We start from the raw sequence: 15,667 nt of genomic DNA on the forward strand, positions 1-15,667 counted from the left end.
AACCTCAGGGCAGCAGCGCGGCGGCCAGCGGCTGGACGGTCTCCTCGATCTCGTCGGCCACCCGGCTGAAGCACTGGTCGCCGCGACCCCACGGGTCGTCGAGGTCGTCGGTGGGCAGCGCGGTGCTGCCCTGGCGGGCCGCGTCCGCCGCCGCCACCAGCGCCACGCCCCGGGCGTACACGGCGTCGGGGGTGGCCTCCACCGGGGGCAGCCCGGCCCGGTCCAGCGCGCCGAGCAGCCGGCCGAACTCGCCCAGCACGAAGGTGCGCGCGGCCGCGTCCGGGCGCAGCGCCACCACGTACTCCTGCTGGTCGGCGGTGGCGGTGAGGACCAGGTCGGCGGCGTCGATCAGGTCGGAGCGGAGCCGGCGGGCGGCGAACCCGTCGACCGCACCACCGCGCGAAACCACCTGCCGGGCGGCCGGCGGGTTCATCTCCTCGCCGGCGTGCCAGCCGCCGGTGCCGGCGCTGTGGCTGTGCACCAGCTCGTCGGAGCGGGCCGGGTCGACGCCCAGCCGGCCCAACCGCTCCCGGACGGCGACCACCAGCAGGCGCTCCGCCATCGGGGACCGGCAGATGTTGCCCATGCAGACGTGCAGCACGGTGAACGGCGGCACTCAGACCCCCCGCTCGTCGAGGATGTCCGGCACCACGTCGCGCAGCTTCTCCAGCGGCACCGCGCCCTGGCGCAGCACCCGGGGCACCTCGCCGGTCAGGTCGACGATCGTGCTCGGCACCGGGTCGAGCGCCGGGCCGGCCTCCAGGTAGGCGCGGACGCCGTAGCCGAGCTGGTCGCGGGCCTCCTCCGCGGTGAGGGCCGCGGGCTGGCCGACCTTGTTGGCCGAGGCCACCGCCATGGGGCCGGTCTCCCGCAGCACCTCCAGCGCCACCGGGTGCAGCGGCATCCGCACCGCCACCGTGCCGCTGGAGTCGCCCAGGTCCCAGGCCAGGCTCGGCGAGTGCTCCACCACGATGGTCAGCGCGCCCGGCCAGAACGCCTCGACCAGCTCGCGGGCCGAGCGGGGCAGCGAGAAGACCAGGCCGTCGAGGGTGTGCCGGGAACCGATAAGCACCGGCGGCGCCTGCCGCGCGCCACCCTTGGCGTCCGCGAGGGCCTTCACGGCGTACGGGGTGAAGGCGTCGGCCCCGATGCCGTAGACCGTGTCGGTCGGCAGGACGACGAGTTCACCGTTCTTGACCGCCTCGATGGCCGCCTCGACGCCGCGGTCCCGGTCTGCCGGCGACCGACAGTCGTAGAGCATCACGAGGAGCCAGTCTGCCACGCCGGGGCGGCATCGGCGTGCTGGCCGTCCGCCCGGCGGGACGCGGTCGCCCAGCGGGGCCGGCCGACCAGGTCACGGTGCTCCTCGACCCGCTCGTACCGGCCGTCGGCGGCGAGCAGCGCGGGCACCGCCGTGGCGTGGGTGTCGTCGTGCTCGACGCCGAGCACCCCGCCGGGGCGCAGCAGTGCGGCGGCACGGCCCACCACCGGGCGGATCACGTCCAGCCCGTCCGCGCCGCCGAACACCGCCTCGTCCGGGTCGTGGCGGGCCACCTCGGGCGGCACCACCACCGACCGGGGCACGTACGGCGGGTTGCACAGCAGCACGTCGACCCGGCCCACCAGGTCGGCGAGGAGCGCCGGGTCGGTGACGTCGGCGGCGACCACCTCGATCGGCCGGTCCCCCGCGGCGGCCCGCGCGGCGGCGTTGCGGCGCAGCCAGTCCAGCGCCGCCGGGGACCGCTCCACGGCCACCACCCGGGCCGACGGCAGTTCCTGGGCGACCGCCAGGGCGATCGCGCCGGACCCGCTGCACAGGTCGACGACCACCGGCGCGGCCCGCCGGCCCGCCTGCTCGATCCCCCAGCCGGCGAGCAGTTCGGTCTCCGGGCGGGGCACGAAGACGCCCGGGCCGACCGCCAGCTCCAGGTGACGGAAGCCGGCGACGCCGGTGAGGTGCTGCAGGGGTTCCCGAGCCACCCGCCGGTCGACAAGCGTGTCGAGGCGGTCCCGCTGCTCCGGGGTGAAGCCGTCGGCCAGCGCCAGCCGGCCGCGCGGCACGTTCAGCACGTACGCGGCCAGCTGCTCGGCCTCGGCGCGGGCCGCCTCCACCCCCGCCGCGGCCAGGGCTCGGGCCGCCCGGGCGACCACCAGTGAGGGGCGCTCGCGTTCTGACCCTTTGGACGGGTGTTGCGGGAGGGAGGTCACGACATAATCATGAAGCGTCGCGGGTCACCTCACGAGCGGGTGCGTCCGGGAGCACACCGACAGGAGGTCGCGAGTGGGCTGGCTCGACCGGGTCGAGGACCAGGTTGACGCCCTCCGGCGCGCCCGGGCGTTGCAGGAGGTCAGCCGCTCGGCGGAGGCGTGCGCGCTGCTGGACCGGGTCATCCGCACCACCGACGACCCGTGCGCGCGGGCGGACGCCCTGGTGCAGCGCCTCTCCGCACTGATCAATCTCGGTCGGACGGCGGAATTCACCCGGGCCATCGAGGACGCCTCCGCCGCCGTCCGGGACCTGGCCGAGCCCTACCTGCACGGGCACCTCCACGCCCTCGCCGCGCTCGCCGCGCACCACCAGGGCGCGCTGGACCGCTGCGTCAGCCACCTGGTCCGGGCCGCCCGGGCACTGGGCGCCGACGACGACCCCGACCGGGACACCGCCTGGGGCTGGCACGACCTGGCGATGGCCTACTCCTACCTGAGCTTCCACGGCCACGCCCTCGGCGCGATCGAACGCGCCCGGCAGGTGGGCCTGACCGCCGGCATCCCGGAGGAGACCTTCGCCGCGCCCGGCATCCGGCTGCGCAACGCGGTGGCGCTGGACCACAACGGCGACAGCGACGGCTGCCTGCGGGTGCTCCGCGACGTGGCCGGCGACCTGGCCCGGTTCCTGCGCCGGGGGCGCGCCGGCAGCCTGCGGCCGAGCAGCCTGGCCGCCTACGGCTACGCCGCGACCCGCCGGGCGGCGCTCGGCGACCGGGTGGACTCCGGCGGGGACGCCGACCCGGCCCGGCTGCTCGCGCACGGCGGGGACAGCGCCCGCGCCCGTGACCTGCGCCAGCTCGGCCAGGTCTGCCTGGCCGTCGCCGAGGGCCGGCCGATCGAGGCGGTCACCCGGCTGGACACCATCCGGGTCTCCGACGAGACGCTGGGCGCCGCCGAGGCGCCCCGGCTGCGCAGCGTCGCGCTCGCCCGGGCCGGTGACCACGCCGCCGCGCACCGGGCCGACCGGCACGCCTTCCGGCTGGCCGCGCAGCGCAGCGACCGGCTGCGGGACGTCTACATCGACGGCATCGCCGCCCGGATCGACCACGAGGAGATGCGCCGCGAGGCCGCGCGCTACGAGGGCGAGGCCCTCACCGATCCGCTCACCGGGCTGCCCAACCGGCGCCGGCTGGAGCGCTACATCGGCGCGGTGGTGGCCCGGGGCGAACGGGTGGTGATCGGCGTCTGCGACCTCGACGGATTCAAGGCCGTCAACACCCGGCACGGGCACCACTCCGGCGACCTGGTGCTGCAACGGATCGCCGGGGTGATCAACCGGGTGATGCGGCGGGGCGACTTCGTGTCCCGCTACGGCGGGGACGAGTTCGTCGTGGTGCTGCCGGAGACCGGCATGGCGGAGGCGGCCGAGGTGGCCCGGCGGATCCAGGCCGCCGTGCACACCGAGGACTGGGAGTCGCTGGTCCCCGGCACCCCGGTCGGCGTGAGCATCGGCTTCGCCGAGGTCGACGGGAGCGCCGGCGTGAGCGTCCGGGAGGCGCTGGGCGCCGCGTTCGAGCTGGCCGACCGGGAGATGCTGCGCGCCAAGGACCGCCTCCGCGCCTCCTGAGCGGGGGCGCCCGGCCGCGGGTCAGCGCCGGGCCAGCTCCGTCTCGCCGGCCAGCCGGGCCGCGCGGTCGGCCTCACCCAGGGCGTCGAGCACCCCGTCCAGTTCGCCGGCCAGCGCCAGGTCCAGGTTGTAGGCGGTGTAGCCGATCCGGTGGTCGGTGATCCGGTTCTGCGGGAAGTTGTAGGTGCGGATCCGCTCCGACCGGTCCACCGTGCGCACCTGCGCCTTGCGGGCGTCCGAGGCGGCCGCGTCGGCCTGCTCCTGGGCCGCGGCGAGCAGCCGAGCCCGCAGGATGCGCATGGCCTGCTCGCGGTTCTGCAGCTGCGACTTCTCGTTCTGGCAGGACACCACGATGCCGGTGGGTACGTGGGTGATCCGCACCGCCGAGTCGGTGGTGTTGACCGACTGGCCGCCCGGCCCGGACGAGCGGAACACGTCGATCCGCAGGTCGTTCGGGTCGATGGTGACGTCCACGTCCTCGGCCTCGGGCAACACCAGGACGCCGGCGGCGCTGGTGTGGATCCGGCCCTGCGACTCGGTGACCGGGACGCGCTGCACCCGGTGCACGCCGCCCTCCCACTTGAGCCGGGACCAGACGCCGTTGCCGCCCTCCGGCACGCCCTTGGTCTTGATCGCCAGGGAGACGTCCTTGACCCCGCCGAGGTCGGAGTCCTGCGCGTCGATCACCTCGGTGACCCAGCCGCGCCGCTCGGCGTAGCGGGTGTACATCCGCAGCAGGTCGCCGGCGAACAGCGCCGACTCCTCGCCGCCCTCGCCGGCCTTGATCTCGACGATGACGTCCTTGGCGTCGTGCGGGTCGCGCGGGATGAGCAGCTCGGCCAGCCGCTCCTCCAGCGCCGGCAGGGACGACGCGATCGCCTCGGCCTCGCTGGCGAAGGCCGGGTCCTCGGCGGCCAGCTCGCGGGCGGCGGCCAGGTCGGCCCGCGCCTGCTCCAGCTCACCGGCGGCCTTGTGCAGCGGGACCAGCTCCGCGTAGCGCCGGCCGACGCGGCGGGCGGTGCCCTGGTCGGCGTGGATCGCGGGGTCGGCCAGCCGCCGCTCCAGCTCGGCGTACTCGTCGAGGAGGGCGGCCAGGCGCTCACTGCTCATGCTGCGGGTGCTCCTTCGACGACGACGACCGGGCGGGAGTGGGCGGAAACGGGCACAAACGGACGAACGCCCGTGCCCGGCACGGAGCCGGACACGGGCGTCGTCGACGGAGCTACTTGGCCTTCTTGGCCTGAACCTTGGCGTACTTCTGCTGGAACTTCGCGACCCGACCGGCGGTGTCCAGCACGCGCTGCTTGCCCGTGTAGAACGGGTGGCAGGCGCTGCAGGTCTCGACGCTGATCGAACCGCCCTTGGCGGTGCTGCGGGTCGTGAAGGTGTTGCCGCAGGAGCAGCGGACCTCGGTGGTCACGTACTCCGGGTGGATGTTGGGCTTCATGTCGCCTCGGTCCTTTCGTCGGTGGTCGCCGGGTCGCCGTCGTGCTCCCCGTCGTCACGACGGGCTCGGGCGTGAACCGGAACCGGTGGCCGATTGACCAGTGTGCCATGGGCTTCCGCCGACCCGTCGAGCGGGCCGCACACCAGGTCCGGCAGACGCAACGCTCACCTCCCGGTACGCATTCCCGCCCGTCCCGCGGGCATTCGTGGAGACTGCAGAGGCACGAACGGGAGGTACGGGATGTTCCGCCTGATCGCCACCCGCGGGTTGCCCGCCTCCGGCAAGAGCACCTTCGCCCGCCGGCTCCAGCCGGGCGTGGTCCGGATCAACCGGGACGACCTGCGCCGGATGATGCACGGCGAGCGGCTCTTCACCCAGTGGGCCGAGGGGCAGGTCACCCGCGTGCAGCGGGCCCAGGTGGAGGCCCTGCTGGCGGCCCGGGTGAGCGTCTGCGTCGACGACACCAACCTGCGCTCACGCACCCTGCGGGACTGGGCCGAGCTGGCCGACCGGTACGGCGCGGCGTTCGAGGTGCACGACTTCACCGACGTGCCGCTGGAGGAGTGCCTGCGCCGGGACGCCGCGCGCCCCGAGGTGGACCGGGTCGGCGAGGCCGCGATCCGCCGGCTGCACGAGCGCTACCTGGCGAACCGCCCGTTACCGCTGCCGGTGCCGACCGCCCGGACCGGCGGCCCGGCCCGCGTCGAGCGGGAGGCCGCCGAGCGCCCCGACATCGTGCTGGTCGACATCGACGGCACGGTGGCGTTGAACGTGTCGCGCAGCCCGTACGACATGACCCGGGTCGGCGAGGACGCGCCGAACGAGGCGGTGATCGCGGCGGTCCGGGCCATGCACGCGGCCGGGCACGCGGTGGTCTTCTGCTCCGGCCGGGACGCCACGGCCCGGGCGGACACCGAGGCGTGGCTGGCCCGGCACGTCCGGGTCCCCTACCTGGCGCTGCACCTGCGGGCGGTCGGCGACCAGCGTAAGGACGCCGTCGTCAAGCGGGAGATTTACGAGCGGGAGATCCGCGACCGCTACCGGGTGGTGGGGGTCTTCGACGACCGGCAGCAGGTGGTCCGGATGTGGCGCTCGCTCGGCCTGACCGTCTTCCAGGTCGCCGAGGGTGACTTCTGAAAGGCGAGGAGGGGCCCCCGGGCCAACGCCCGGGGGCCCCTCCTGACCGCCGCGCCCGCCGGGGGCTCCTCCCCCAGGTCGAGGAGCCCGCCGGCGGGGCGGTCAGGCGGCGGGCGCCTCCGCCGCCGTGAGGGTCACCGCCGCCTCGGCGCGGACGCCGTTGACGGTGACCACGAGCAGCACCCGCCCGCCGGGACGCAGCGCGGTCAGCCGGCCGGTCTCCGGGTCGAACCGGGCCACGTGCCAGGGCTTCACCCCGCCGGCGTCGCCGATCAGCAGGTTCGGCGAGCCGGACCAGTCGGCGCTGACCGGGGCGGCCACCGGGACGGTACGGCCACCGGGCTGGGTGAGCGTGGCCGTGACGGCGGCCGGGGCGCCGACCGCGACCTCGGCCGGGGCGGCCAGGGTGAGCCGGTCGACGTGGGCGTGGAACTCCGCCGCGATCCAGCGCGGACCCTCGGCGAGCGGGTCCCGGCGGGCCTGCTCCGCCTCCTGGCGGGTCACCGGGTCGACGCCGAACTCGGTCCAGCCGGTGAAGCCGCCGAGCTGCGGCGGGGTGGACGGGTCCTTGCCCGAGTTGCCGTTGATCACGTACGGCACGCCGTCCACCCGGTCGGCGTGGAAGGTGCCGACGTGCCCGTTGACCAGGAGCGCACCCTTGCCGGTGCGGTGCTGGAAGTCGGCCAGCCACTGCTCCACCAGGGCGGCTTCCTTCCGGTCGCCGAGCTGGCTGGCCTTGGCCGGGCTGGGATCGCGGGGCGGGTGGTGGAAGAGCACGGTGACCGAGCCGACCGCCGGGTCGGCGGCCGCCGCGTCGAGCGTCTTCCGCAGCAGCTCCACCTGGTCGAACCCGCCGCCTCGCAGGGACCCCGTTGCGGTGCTCAGGGTGAGGAAGCGGGTGCCCCCGTGATCGAAGACCCGTGAGGTGTCCCCGAACACGCTCCGGAAGTTGTCGATCGGCGCGCCCATCATCTCGTGGTTGCCGGGGACGTAGTAGTAGGGCAGCTCGCCGCCCAGCTCCTCGTCCAGGATCCGCTTGGCCAGCGCGAAGTCCGCCGGATAGGCGGTGTCCACAAAGTCCCCGTCGATGACCAGGAAGTCGGGCTTCGCCGCGCGGATCTCGCGGAGCGTACGGCGGGCCTGGGCGACCAGGTCGCTGTCCGGGTTCTCGGCCACGAACTGGGCGTCGGACATGACGGCGAAACGCCAGGGCGCCCCGTCGACCGTGCCGTCGCGCAGCACCACCCGGTCGGTGATGTTCGGCTCCTCCGGCGCCTGCACCGTCGGGGGCACCCGGGCCACCAGGTCGTCGATGACGACCTCGCTCTTGTACTGCTTGGCCGGGTCGGTCTCGGCCACGTAGAACCGGCGCACCCGCACCGGGTACTGCACGCCGGGCGGGACGGTGAACTCGACGTACCGCCAGCCGGTCCAGGTCAGGTAGGGACCGCGCAGCACGAACTGGGTGTCCTGGGCGTCGTGCAGGTGCAGGCTGGGCCACTCGCCGGTGCCGTTGGCCTTGATCCACATGCCGAACGCCTGCGGCTGACCGGGCACGTCGATCCAGGCCGGCGGGTCCGCGTACGCGGCGCGCGTGCCGGTGGACTGGCCGAAGTCGTACGACATCCTGAGGCCGGTGCCGGTGTGCCCCTCGGCCGGGGCGACCGCCCCGCTGGCCCGCGCCTGGCTGAACTTCCAGGAGGCGGCGTCGTCGAAGCCGGCCACGGGCACGTCGGTGAGCCCGACGGTGACCGGGAGCACGGTGGTCTTCGCGCCGACCCGCACGGTGACCAGCGCCGAGCCGGTGCCGCCGAGCGCGGTGACCGCCAGGTTGCCGTCGGCCGTGGGGGTGACGCTGAGCAGGTCGTGGTCGTACTCGAGCTTCAGGTCGGCCGGCTCGATCGGCGCGGTGTTGCCTTCCGCGTCGTAGCCGACCACGCCGAACAGGCCGCTGTCGCCCTGCTGGTTGAGGCCGAGCCGGTCCACCGTGGAGTCGACGCGCTGCAGCGGGCCGAGGACGGTCAGGTCGAGGGTGCCGCGCGCCGATCCGCGCCAGGCCGTGACGGTGCTGCGCCCGGCCCTACCGGCCCGGAACACGCCGTCGTCGACGGTGCCCTGGGCGGCCGGGTCGGCCCGCCAGTGCGGCGCGCCGGCGGCCGGACCGTACGTCTCGTCGTAGCCCGCCGCGGTGAGCCGGCGGGTCAGGCCGGGGAAGACCCGGTCGGGGCGGCCGCCGCGGATCGGGGCGACGCCCGGCGCGGCGGTCGGGTCGCTCGCGGTCTCCAGCCAGTAGCCGGTGAGCCGGCCGCTGCCCTGCGGGGCGTAGATGGCCAGGCCGTTCGGCACCGGCCGCTCGCTGCCGTCGGAGGGGCTGTTCTCCACCTGGACCGCCGCCGCGCCCGGCTCCCGGGCCAGCAGCGTGGAGGAGCCGCCGCCGTCGAGGTTGAGCGCGTTCCACGCGCCCAGCTCGACCATCATCCGGCCCATCTCGGTCTGGGTGACGCCCCGGCTGTCCACCTGCCGGCCGTCCACCGTCAGCATGACCATCCGGCGGCCGTCGGCGGAGAAGCCGACCGAGGTGCGCGGCGCCAGGCTGTCGTCGGCGATGGTCTGCACCACGCCGTCGCGGACCAGCACACTGCCGCCGCCGACCGCGGCGCGCGGGCTGCTCCCGTCGGACGCCTTCGGCCGCCAGGTCAGGTCGACCGGATCGCCGGGGCGCAGCGCGGCGAGCGCGTCGGCGCCGGCCTCGCGGCCGAGGACCACGGTGGTCCCGGCCGGGATCGGGCCCTCCCCCGCCGTGGTGGCCACGGTGGCGACCCGACCGCCGGTCACCGTCACCTCGACCACCCGCGCGGCGCCCTCGACGGCCCGCTTGCGGGTGTACGACCCCCAGAGCGGGGTGAAGACGCCAAGGCCGTCGCGCTGCACCATGTTGTTGAACTGGGTGAGCGGCACCGGCCCGGCGGGCAGGGTGGCGGTGCCCTCGAAGCCGACCTGGATGACCCGGCCGATCCCCTCGGCGCTGACCGCGGCGGCGTTGGTGTGGCCGGCCACCGGCGACTGGACCAGCTCGCCGGAGCGGATGCCGATGCCCTGGGCGGCGCCGGAGGCGTTGATGTCGAAGAAGTCACCGTTGACCGCGGCCACCGCCCGGGAGCGGTCCACCGCCGCGCGCAGCGGCTCGTCGCGGGTGACGGCGCCGGAGTTGACGTAGTCGACGGCGAGGCCGCCGGAGAGGTCGGCGGTGAGGGCGTCGGCCCGCAGCCAGCCGTCGGCGTCGTAGCGGTCGAAGGAGGTCAGATCGAGTCCGGGGGCGACCGGACGGGTGGTCTTCGCGGTCTCCAGGCCGTCGGCCGGCTCCACACCGGCCTGGCCGGCGAGGGCGACCGCGGAGTCGGGACGGGAGGAGGCGGCCGGCGCGTCCTCGGCCGGGGTACGCGGCTGGGCCGCCGCCGCCACACCGGGCGGGACCGGAGCGGTGAGGGTGAGCAGCGGCGTCAGCAGCAGGACGCCGGCGAGACGGGCGGATCGACTGCGGATTCGCATGGACCACAGTCAACCCGAGACTGAACAGAAGTTTCAATACCCTCCGGCTGAACCGAAGAAAAACTTCAGCACCCGTCGACCGTGGACGCGAAGAGGGGCACGGCCCGCAGGCCGTGCCCCTCTCCGGAGGTCCGTCAGGTCACTCGCCCGGGGTGGACTTCGCGATCTGCATCAGGAACTCGATGTTCGTGCGGGACTGCTTGAGCCGGTCCAGCAGGAGGTCGAGCGCCGCCTGCGAGTCCAGCGAGTGCAGCACCTTGCGGAGCTTGTGGATGATCGCCAGCTCCTCCGGCGCGAGCAGGACCTCCTCCTTGCGGGTGCCGGAGGGGTTGATGTCGATCGCCGGGAAGACCCGCTTGTCGGCGATCTTCCGGTCCAGCTTCAGCTCGGCGTTGCCGGTGCCCTTGAACTCCTCGAAGATGACCGTGTCGGCCATCGAGCCGGTCTCCACCAGCGCCGTCGCGAGGATGGTCAGCGAGCCACCGTTCTCGATGTTCCGCGCCGCGCCCAGGAAGCGCTTCGGCGGGTAGAGCGCGGTGGAGTCGATACCACCCGACATGATCCGGCCGCTGGCCGGCGCCGCCAGGTTGTACGACCGGCCCAGCCGGGTGACCGAGTCGAGCAGCACGACAACGTCGTGGCCCAGCTCGACCAGGCGCTTCGCCCGCTCGATCGCCAGCTCCGCCACCGTGGTGTGGTCCTGCGGCGGACGGTCGAACGTGGCCGCGATGACCTCGCCCTTCACCGACCGCTGCATGTCGGTGACCTCTTCCGGCCGCTCGTCGACCAGCACCACCATGAGGTGGCACTCCGGGTTGTTGCGGGTGATCGCGTTCGCGATCGCCTGCAGCACCATCGTCTTACCCGCCTTCGGCGGCGAGACGATCAGCGCCCGCTGACCCTTGCCGATCGGCATCACCAGGTCGATCACCCGGGTGGTGAGGATGTGCGGCTCGGTCTCCAGCCGCAGCCGCTCCTGCGGGTACAGCGGAGTGAGCTTGTAGAACTCCGGCCGGCGCTTCGCCTCGTCCGGCTCCATCCCGTTGATGGTGTCGAGCCGGACCAGCGGGTTGTACTTGTCGCGCCGCTGCTCGCTGCCACCGTCGCGGGCGGCCCGGACCGCACCGGTGATCGCGTCACCGCGGCGCAGGCCGTACTTCTTGATCTGGGACATCGAGACGTACACGTCGTTCGGGCCGGCCAGGTAGCCGGTGGTCCGGACGAAGGCGTAGTTGTCGAGCACGTCGATGATGCCGGCGACCGGGACGAGCACGTCGTCCTCGCCGACCTGCGGCTCGCGGCCGCCACCGTCGCCGCCCTCGGGGCGGTCGCCGCGGCCGCGCCGGCGGTCCCGGAACCGGCTGCGCCGGCCGCGCCGGCCGCCGCCCTCGCCGTCGTCGTCACCCTCGTCGTTGCGCTCGGCGCGCTGCCCGCGGTCGTTGCGGTCGCCCCGGTCATTGCGCTCGTTGCGCTCGCCCCGGTCGGCACGCTCGCCCCGCTCGGCACGCTCGCCCCGCTCGTTGCGCTCACCCCGGTCGGTGCGCTCGGCACGCTCGCCCCGCTCGTTGCGCTCGCCCCGGTCGGTGCGCTCGCCCCGGTCGGTGCGCTCGCCCCGCTCGGCACGGTCGCCCCGCTCGGCACGCTCGCCACCGCGCTCGGCACGCTCGCCGCCACGCTCGGCACGCTCGGTCCGCTCGCCGCCACGCTCGGCGCGCTCACGGCCCCGGCCCTCGCCACGCTCGCCACGCTCCGGCCGCTCGGCCCGATCGGCACGCTCGCCGGTCTCGGCGGGAGCCTCCTCGGTCCGCGTCTCGGCCGGTCGCGCCTCGGTGGTCGCGGCGGCCGCACGGGTCCGGCGGCCGCGGGTGCGGCCCTCGGTCGCCTCGGCGGCCGGAGCCGGCTCGGCGGTGCGACGCTCGGTCTCGGCCCGCTCCTCGCGGACCTCGGCGTGCACCTCCTCACGGGCGGTCGCGGCCGCGGCCGCGACCTCGGCCCGCGGTCGAGGGGTTCCGGCGGCGGCGCCGCCCTGCCGCTCGGTGATCGCGCTGATCAGCTCGCCCTTGCGCATGCGAGCCGTACCGGAGATACCGAGCGACGCGGCCAGGCTCTGAAGCTCAGGCAGCAGCATCGCCGACAGGCCGGTGCCGCTGCGCCGACGGCGTGTGGGGGCGGCAGTGGTGGCATCGCCAGCGACGTTGGAAACATCCGACGTCACGTCGGTGGTGTCGCTCAATGGATTCCTTCCCTCGATAGGCCGGGGCTGCCCGGAGTCGAGAACAGGTGGCCGGGCGGCCTCGGTGCACCCGCCTCGCATGGACGCGTCGCGGGAGTCTGTGACACAGCAGCCGGTCGGTATCCCGACTCACCAACATCGGTGAGCAGGTCTCGCCGTCTGCGGCGACCTGTGGAAACTGCGGCGCGGCGTGGGCCTTTGGCAGGGGTGACGGGCTGACCGCCGAGAGCTTCGGGGGTGCGCCGACCCGCAGGAGATCGCATGCTTCGCGGCTGTGCTAGGTGTAGAGCGTAATCAACTCTTCCGACCTGCGGCAACAGGGTCCCGCTCGGCGTGTCCCAGTCTACCCCGGGTGACCCGGGCACCGCTGACGTCTATCGGCAACTCCCACCGGCGCCAATCTGTTCCCGCCTCGAATCCCGCGGGGACCTGGGACAACGCCAACACGGTCGGCCCCGCACCACTGACCACAGCCGCCACACCGGCCGCACGGAGCGCGGCCACGAGGGCGGCGGTGGCCGGCATCCCCTCGGCCCGGTAGTCCTGGTGCAGCCGGTCGACGGTGCCGGGAAGCAGCAGCGTCGGGTCGGCGGTCAGTGCATGCACCAGCAGCGCGGCCCGGCCCGCGTTCAGCGCCGCGTCGCCGTGCGGCACGGTGGCCGGCAGCGCCGCCCGGGCGACCGAGGTCAGGCCGCGCTCGCCCGGGACGAAGACGGTGGGCCGGACCGCCTCGGCCACTGGCAGGGTGACCGCCCGCGCGCCGGCCGGCTCCGTCCAGGCGACCGTGAAGCCGCCGAGCAGGCACGGCGCCACGTTGTCGGGGTGCCCCTCCAGCTCGGAGGCGAGCCGGAGCGCGGCGGCGTCGTCCAGCCGCGCGGCACCGTCGGCGACCAGCGCCCGGGCCAGCAGGACCCCGGCCACGATGGCCGCCGAGGAGGACCCGAGGCCGCGCGCCTGCGGGATCCGGTTGACGCACTCCAGCGCCAGCCCGGCCGGCTGCGCGCCGAGCACGTCGAAGGCCGCCCGCATGGCGGTCACCACCAGGTGCCGTTCGTCGCCGGGCAGCTCGCCGGCGCCCTCCCCGGTCACCGCGACCCGTACGCCGCCGGCGGCCACCTCGGCCGCCACGTCGTCGTGCAGCCCGAGGGCCAGCCCGAGCGAATCGAAGCCCGGGCCGAGGTTGGCGCTGGTCGCGGGCACCCGGACCCGGACCGGACCGGAGGTGAAAGTCGTCGGCACGGGCTCATGCTAGGTCCCGGCGCCGACAGCCCGCCGGATCGCCCGGACCGTGGGAAGGGCGGTCCCCCGCTCAGGGGGTGCGGGAGGGCTCCGACTCCTCGACCGGGTCGGTGAGCGACAGCCGCCGGGTGGCGAGCCGCCAGCCCACCGCGTAGACCACCGTGACCAGGCCGCAGCCGGCCAGGACGACGCGCTCGTCGATCGTGTCGACCACGAGCGCCACGACCAGCTGGCTGACCGAGATGGCGAGCGTAGCCAGCATCATGTCGGTGGCGAAGACCCGGCCGCGCAACCGGTCCGGCACCTCGCCCTGCAGCGCGTAGTTGGAGAGCACCCAGTTGCTGCCACCGCCCAGGTGCGCCAGGAAGACCAGCATCAGCGCCAGCGGGAACCAGTTCACCACCGACACCCCGACGTAGGCCAGGCCGTAGAGGGACATCGACAGCGCCAGGCCGGTGAGCAACCAGGCGCGGTTGCTGAGCACCCGCCGCATGAGGATCGGACCGACCAGCGCCCCGGCGCCGCGGAAGGCGAAGAGCAGGCCGGTGCCGATCGCGCCGACCCCGTACAGCCCGGCGAGCAGCGGGAAGACGGTGAGCACGCCGTTGCCCAGGCCCACCGCCGACTTCACGGTGACCAGGGCGAGCACCCGCGGCCGGTGCGCGATGTAGCCCAGCGCCTCGCGGATCGCCGCCCAGGTGCGCGGGACGGCCACCGCCGGGTCGCGGGGCGCCTGCAACGGCCGGCGGATCCGCGCGGCCAGGGCCGCCGCCCCGGCCAGGCCGACCGCCGCCACCCAGAAGCTGGCGTACGGGCCGGCGGCGGCGCTGAGCATGCCGCCCAGCGAGGCGCCGACCACGGTCATGGTGCCCCAGGCCGAGCCGGCGATCGCGTTGCCGGCGGCCAGGTCGTCCGGGTCGAGCACGTTGGGCAGGGCGGCCTGGGCGGCCGGCGAGTAGAACGCCTTCGCCACCGCCACGGCGGCGATCGACACCAGGGCCAGCCAGGCGGTGCCGGCGCTCCGGACGCCGAGCAGGAGCAGGATGCCGGCCAGCGCGGCCAGGTTGGCAGCCATCATGATCTTCCGGCGGTCGAACCGGTCGGCGATGGTGCCGGTGTACGGGAGCAGCAGGGCGGTCATGCCGGTGTCCACGGCGAGCACCAGCGCCCCCCACACCCCGCTGCCGGTCAGTTCCGGCAGCAGCACCAGCAGCGGCACCATGACGAACCAGTCGGCGCCGAAGACCACCAGCTCGGCGAGGAAGAGGTTGCGGAAGTCGCGGTTGCGGACGAGGACCGAGACGGTGGGTGACACGCCGGAACCCTATCGGGCCGCTCCCAGGACGGCGGCGCGGCGCAGCAGTTCGGAGACGGTGACGAAGGTGTAGCCGCGGGCGCGCAGCCCGGTGATCATGTCGGGCAGGCCCCCGAGTGCGACGAGCCGCCGCTCGGGGCCGACGTCGTGACCGAGCAGGATGGTGCCGGGCCGCACGTCGGCCACGATCCGCCGGGCGTGTCCGGCCGGGTCGTGCGGGTATTCCGCCTCGACCATCTGGAGGGTCCAGAGGACCAGCCGGTAGTTGAGCCGGGCGGCGGCGTGGAGCACCGCGCCGCCCAGGTGCCCCCAGGGCGGACGCAGCAGCCGGGGCGCCACCCCGGTGGCCGCCGCGATCGCCTCGTGGCTGCGACGCAGGTCGTCGTACGCGGCGTGGGCGTCCATCCGGGCCAGGTCGTGGTGCGCCCAGCTGTGGTTGCCCACCTCGTGCCCACCCAGCCGGTCGCGGACCAGCGCGGCGTGCCGGCGAGCCCGCTCCCCGACCAGGAAGAAGGTGGCCGGCACCCGGTGCTCGGCCAGGGTGTCCAGCACCATGGGGGTCCACTGTGGCTGCGGCCCGTCGTCGAACGTCAGCGCGACCAGCGGGTCGCCGGTGCGGACCGCCCAGACGACCTCGACCCCACCGCCGCCCACCTGCTGGTAGCGGCTACCCAGGGTGGCGCTGGCCGGTCCGCCGGCGAGCGGGAGCCGGCGGTCGGCGACCCAGGTGGTCTGCACGGTGGCGGCGACACCCAGCGCGGCGCCCCCGGCCAGCAGCGCGGTGCGGCGCAGCACCCTGCGCCTGCCCCACCGGGCCACGCCGTCCGCCATCGCCCCGCTCCCGGTCCGCCCGGCCGCCCCGGCTCGGCGGGACGGGCCGACACTCACGGTGAGATACGGCTCACTCACCGT

Annotated in this window: 12 protein-coding genes; 2 read left to right on the top strand and 10 right to left on the bottom strand. The window is 74.8% G+C overall.

Annotated features, from left to right (window positions below; translation table 11 throughout):
- Positions 1 to 4 precede the first annotated feature (4 nt).
- From NFX44_RS18205 to prmC, 3 genes are read right to left on the bottom strand one after another with little or no spacing between them, the layout of a single operon-like run.
- A complete protein-coding gene (locus NFX44_RS18205) occupies positions 5 to 616 on the bottom strand; it encodes a phosphotyrosine protein phosphatase (protein ID WP_262284750.1) in 612 nt (203 codons plus the stop codon).
- A complete protein-coding gene (locus NFX44_RS18210; protein WP_315974608.1) occupies positions 617 to 1,261 on the bottom strand; it encodes an L-threonylcarbamoyladenylate synthase in 645 nt (214 codons plus the stop codon).
- Positions 1,261 to 2,208, bottom strand: a complete 948-nt coding sequence (prmC, locus tag NFX44_RS18215; protein WP_262284752.1) for a peptide chain release factor N(5)-glutamine methyltransferase — start codon at positions 2,206 to 2,208, stop codon at positions 1,261 to 1,263. Before prmC ends, NFX44_RS18210 begins: the two co-directional genes overlap by 1 nt.
- 73 nt (positions 2,209 to 2,281) lie before the next feature.
- On the opposite strand from prmC, the gene NFX44_RS18220 reads away from it, so the two are divergent.
- The gene (locus tag NFX44_RS18220; protein WP_262284753.1) at positions 2,282 to 3,835 is read left to right on the top strand and encodes a diguanylate cyclase; all 1,554 of its coding nucleotides are present in this window, start codon (positions 2,282 to 2,284) and stop codon (positions 3,833 to 3,835) included.
- A 21-nt stretch (positions 3,836 to 3,856) separates the two neighbouring features.
- On the opposite strand, the gene prfA is transcribed toward NFX44_RS18220, so the two are convergent.
- Both prfA and rpmE read right to left on the bottom strand, forming a co-directional pair.
- Entirely contained in the window at positions 3,857 to 4,945 is a 1,089-nt protein-coding gene (gene prfA / locus NFX44_RS18225; protein WP_262284754.1) for a peptide chain release factor 1, read from the bottom strand.
- Positions 4,946 to 5,057: 112 nt separating this feature from the next.
- The gene (rpmE, locus tag NFX44_RS18230; protein ID WP_091262200.1) at positions 5,058 to 5,282 is read right to left on the bottom strand and encodes a 50S ribosomal protein L31; all 225 of its coding nucleotides are present in this window, start codon (positions 5,280 to 5,282) and stop codon (positions 5,058 to 5,060) included.
- A gap of 240 nt (positions 5,283 to 5,522) precedes the next feature.
- On the opposite strand from rpmE, the gene NFX44_RS18235 reads away from it, so the two are divergent.
- Positions 5,523 to 6,419 (top strand): AAA family ATPase, encoded by an 897-nt coding sequence (locus NFX44_RS18235; protein WP_262284755.1) that lies wholly within the window; start codon positions 5,523 to 5,525, stop codon positions 6,417 to 6,419.
- Between the two features lie 102 nt (positions 6,420 to 6,521).
- Here NFX44_RS18235 and NFX44_RS18240 read toward each other — a convergent pair whose 3' ends face one another.
- From NFX44_RS18240 to NFX44_RS18260, 5 genes are all read right to left on the bottom strand, one after another.
- Positions 6,522 to 9,968, bottom strand: coding sequence for a phosphodiester glycosidase family protein (locus NFX44_RS18240; protein ID WP_262284756.1), 3,447 nt, complete (start codon positions 9,966 to 9,968; stop codon positions 6,522 to 6,524).
- Between the two features lie 139 nt (positions 9,969 to 10,107).
- Positions 10,108 to 12,201: a transcription termination factor Rho gene (rho, locus tag NFX44_RS18245; RefSeq protein ID WP_262284757.1), complete on the bottom strand. Its 2,094-nt coding sequence runs from the start codon at positions 12,199 to 12,201 to the stop codon at positions 10,108 to 10,110.
- 294 nt (positions 12,202 to 12,495) lie between these two features.
- Entirely contained in the window at positions 12,496 to 13,440 is a 945-nt protein-coding gene (thrB, locus tag NFX44_RS18250; RefSeq protein WP_262284758.1) for a homoserine kinase, read from the bottom strand.
- Between the two features lie 70 nt (positions 13,441 to 13,510).
- Positions 13,511 to 14,755, bottom strand: a complete 1,245-nt coding sequence (locus NFX44_RS18255) for an MFS transporter (RefSeq protein WP_262284759.1) — start codon at positions 14,753 to 14,755, stop codon at positions 13,511 to 13,513.
- A gap of 9 nt (positions 14,756 to 14,764) precedes the next feature.
- Positions 14,765 to 15,586 (bottom strand): polysaccharide deacetylase family protein, encoded by an 822-nt coding sequence (locus tag NFX44_RS18260; protein ID WP_262284760.1) that lies wholly within the window; start codon positions 15,584 to 15,586, stop codon positions 14,765 to 14,767.
- Positions 15,587 to 15,667 lie beyond the last annotated feature (81 nt).

The sequence above is a fragment of the Micromonospora sp. MA102 genome (genome assembly GCF_025460765.1).
GTDB lineage: Bacteria > Actinomycetota > Actinomycetes > Mycobacteriales > Micromonosporaceae > Micromonospora > Micromonospora halotolerans.

What these genes read in the sequence shown, in the direction of transcription:
- NFX44_RS18240 (WP_262284756.1), bottom strand. Translation starts at nt 9,968, where the DNA reads ATGCGAATCCGCAGTCGATCCGCCCGTCTCGCCGGCGTCCTGCTGCTG.
- rpmE (WP_091262200.1), bottom strand. Translation starts at nt 5,282, where the DNA reads ATGAAGCCCAACATCCACCCGGAGTACGTGACCACCGAGGTCCGCTGC.
- NFX44_RS18260 (WP_262284760.1), bottom strand. Translation starts at nt 15,586, where the DNA reads ATGGCGGACGGCGTGGCCCGGTGGGGCAGGCGCAGGGTGCTGCGCCGC.
- NFX44_RS18210 (WP_315974608.1), bottom strand. Translation starts at nt 1,261, where the DNA reads ATGCTCTACGACTGTCGGTCGCCGGCAGACCGGGACCGCGGCGTCGAG.
- prfA (WP_262284754.1), bottom strand. Translation starts at nt 4,945, where the DNA reads ATGAGCAGTGAGCGCCTGGCCGCCCTCCTCGACGAGTACGCCGAGCTG.
- NFX44_RS18235 (WP_262284755.1), top strand. Translation starts at nt 5,523, where the DNA reads ATGTTCCGCCTGATCGCCACCCGCGGGTTGCCCGCCTCCGGCAAGAGC.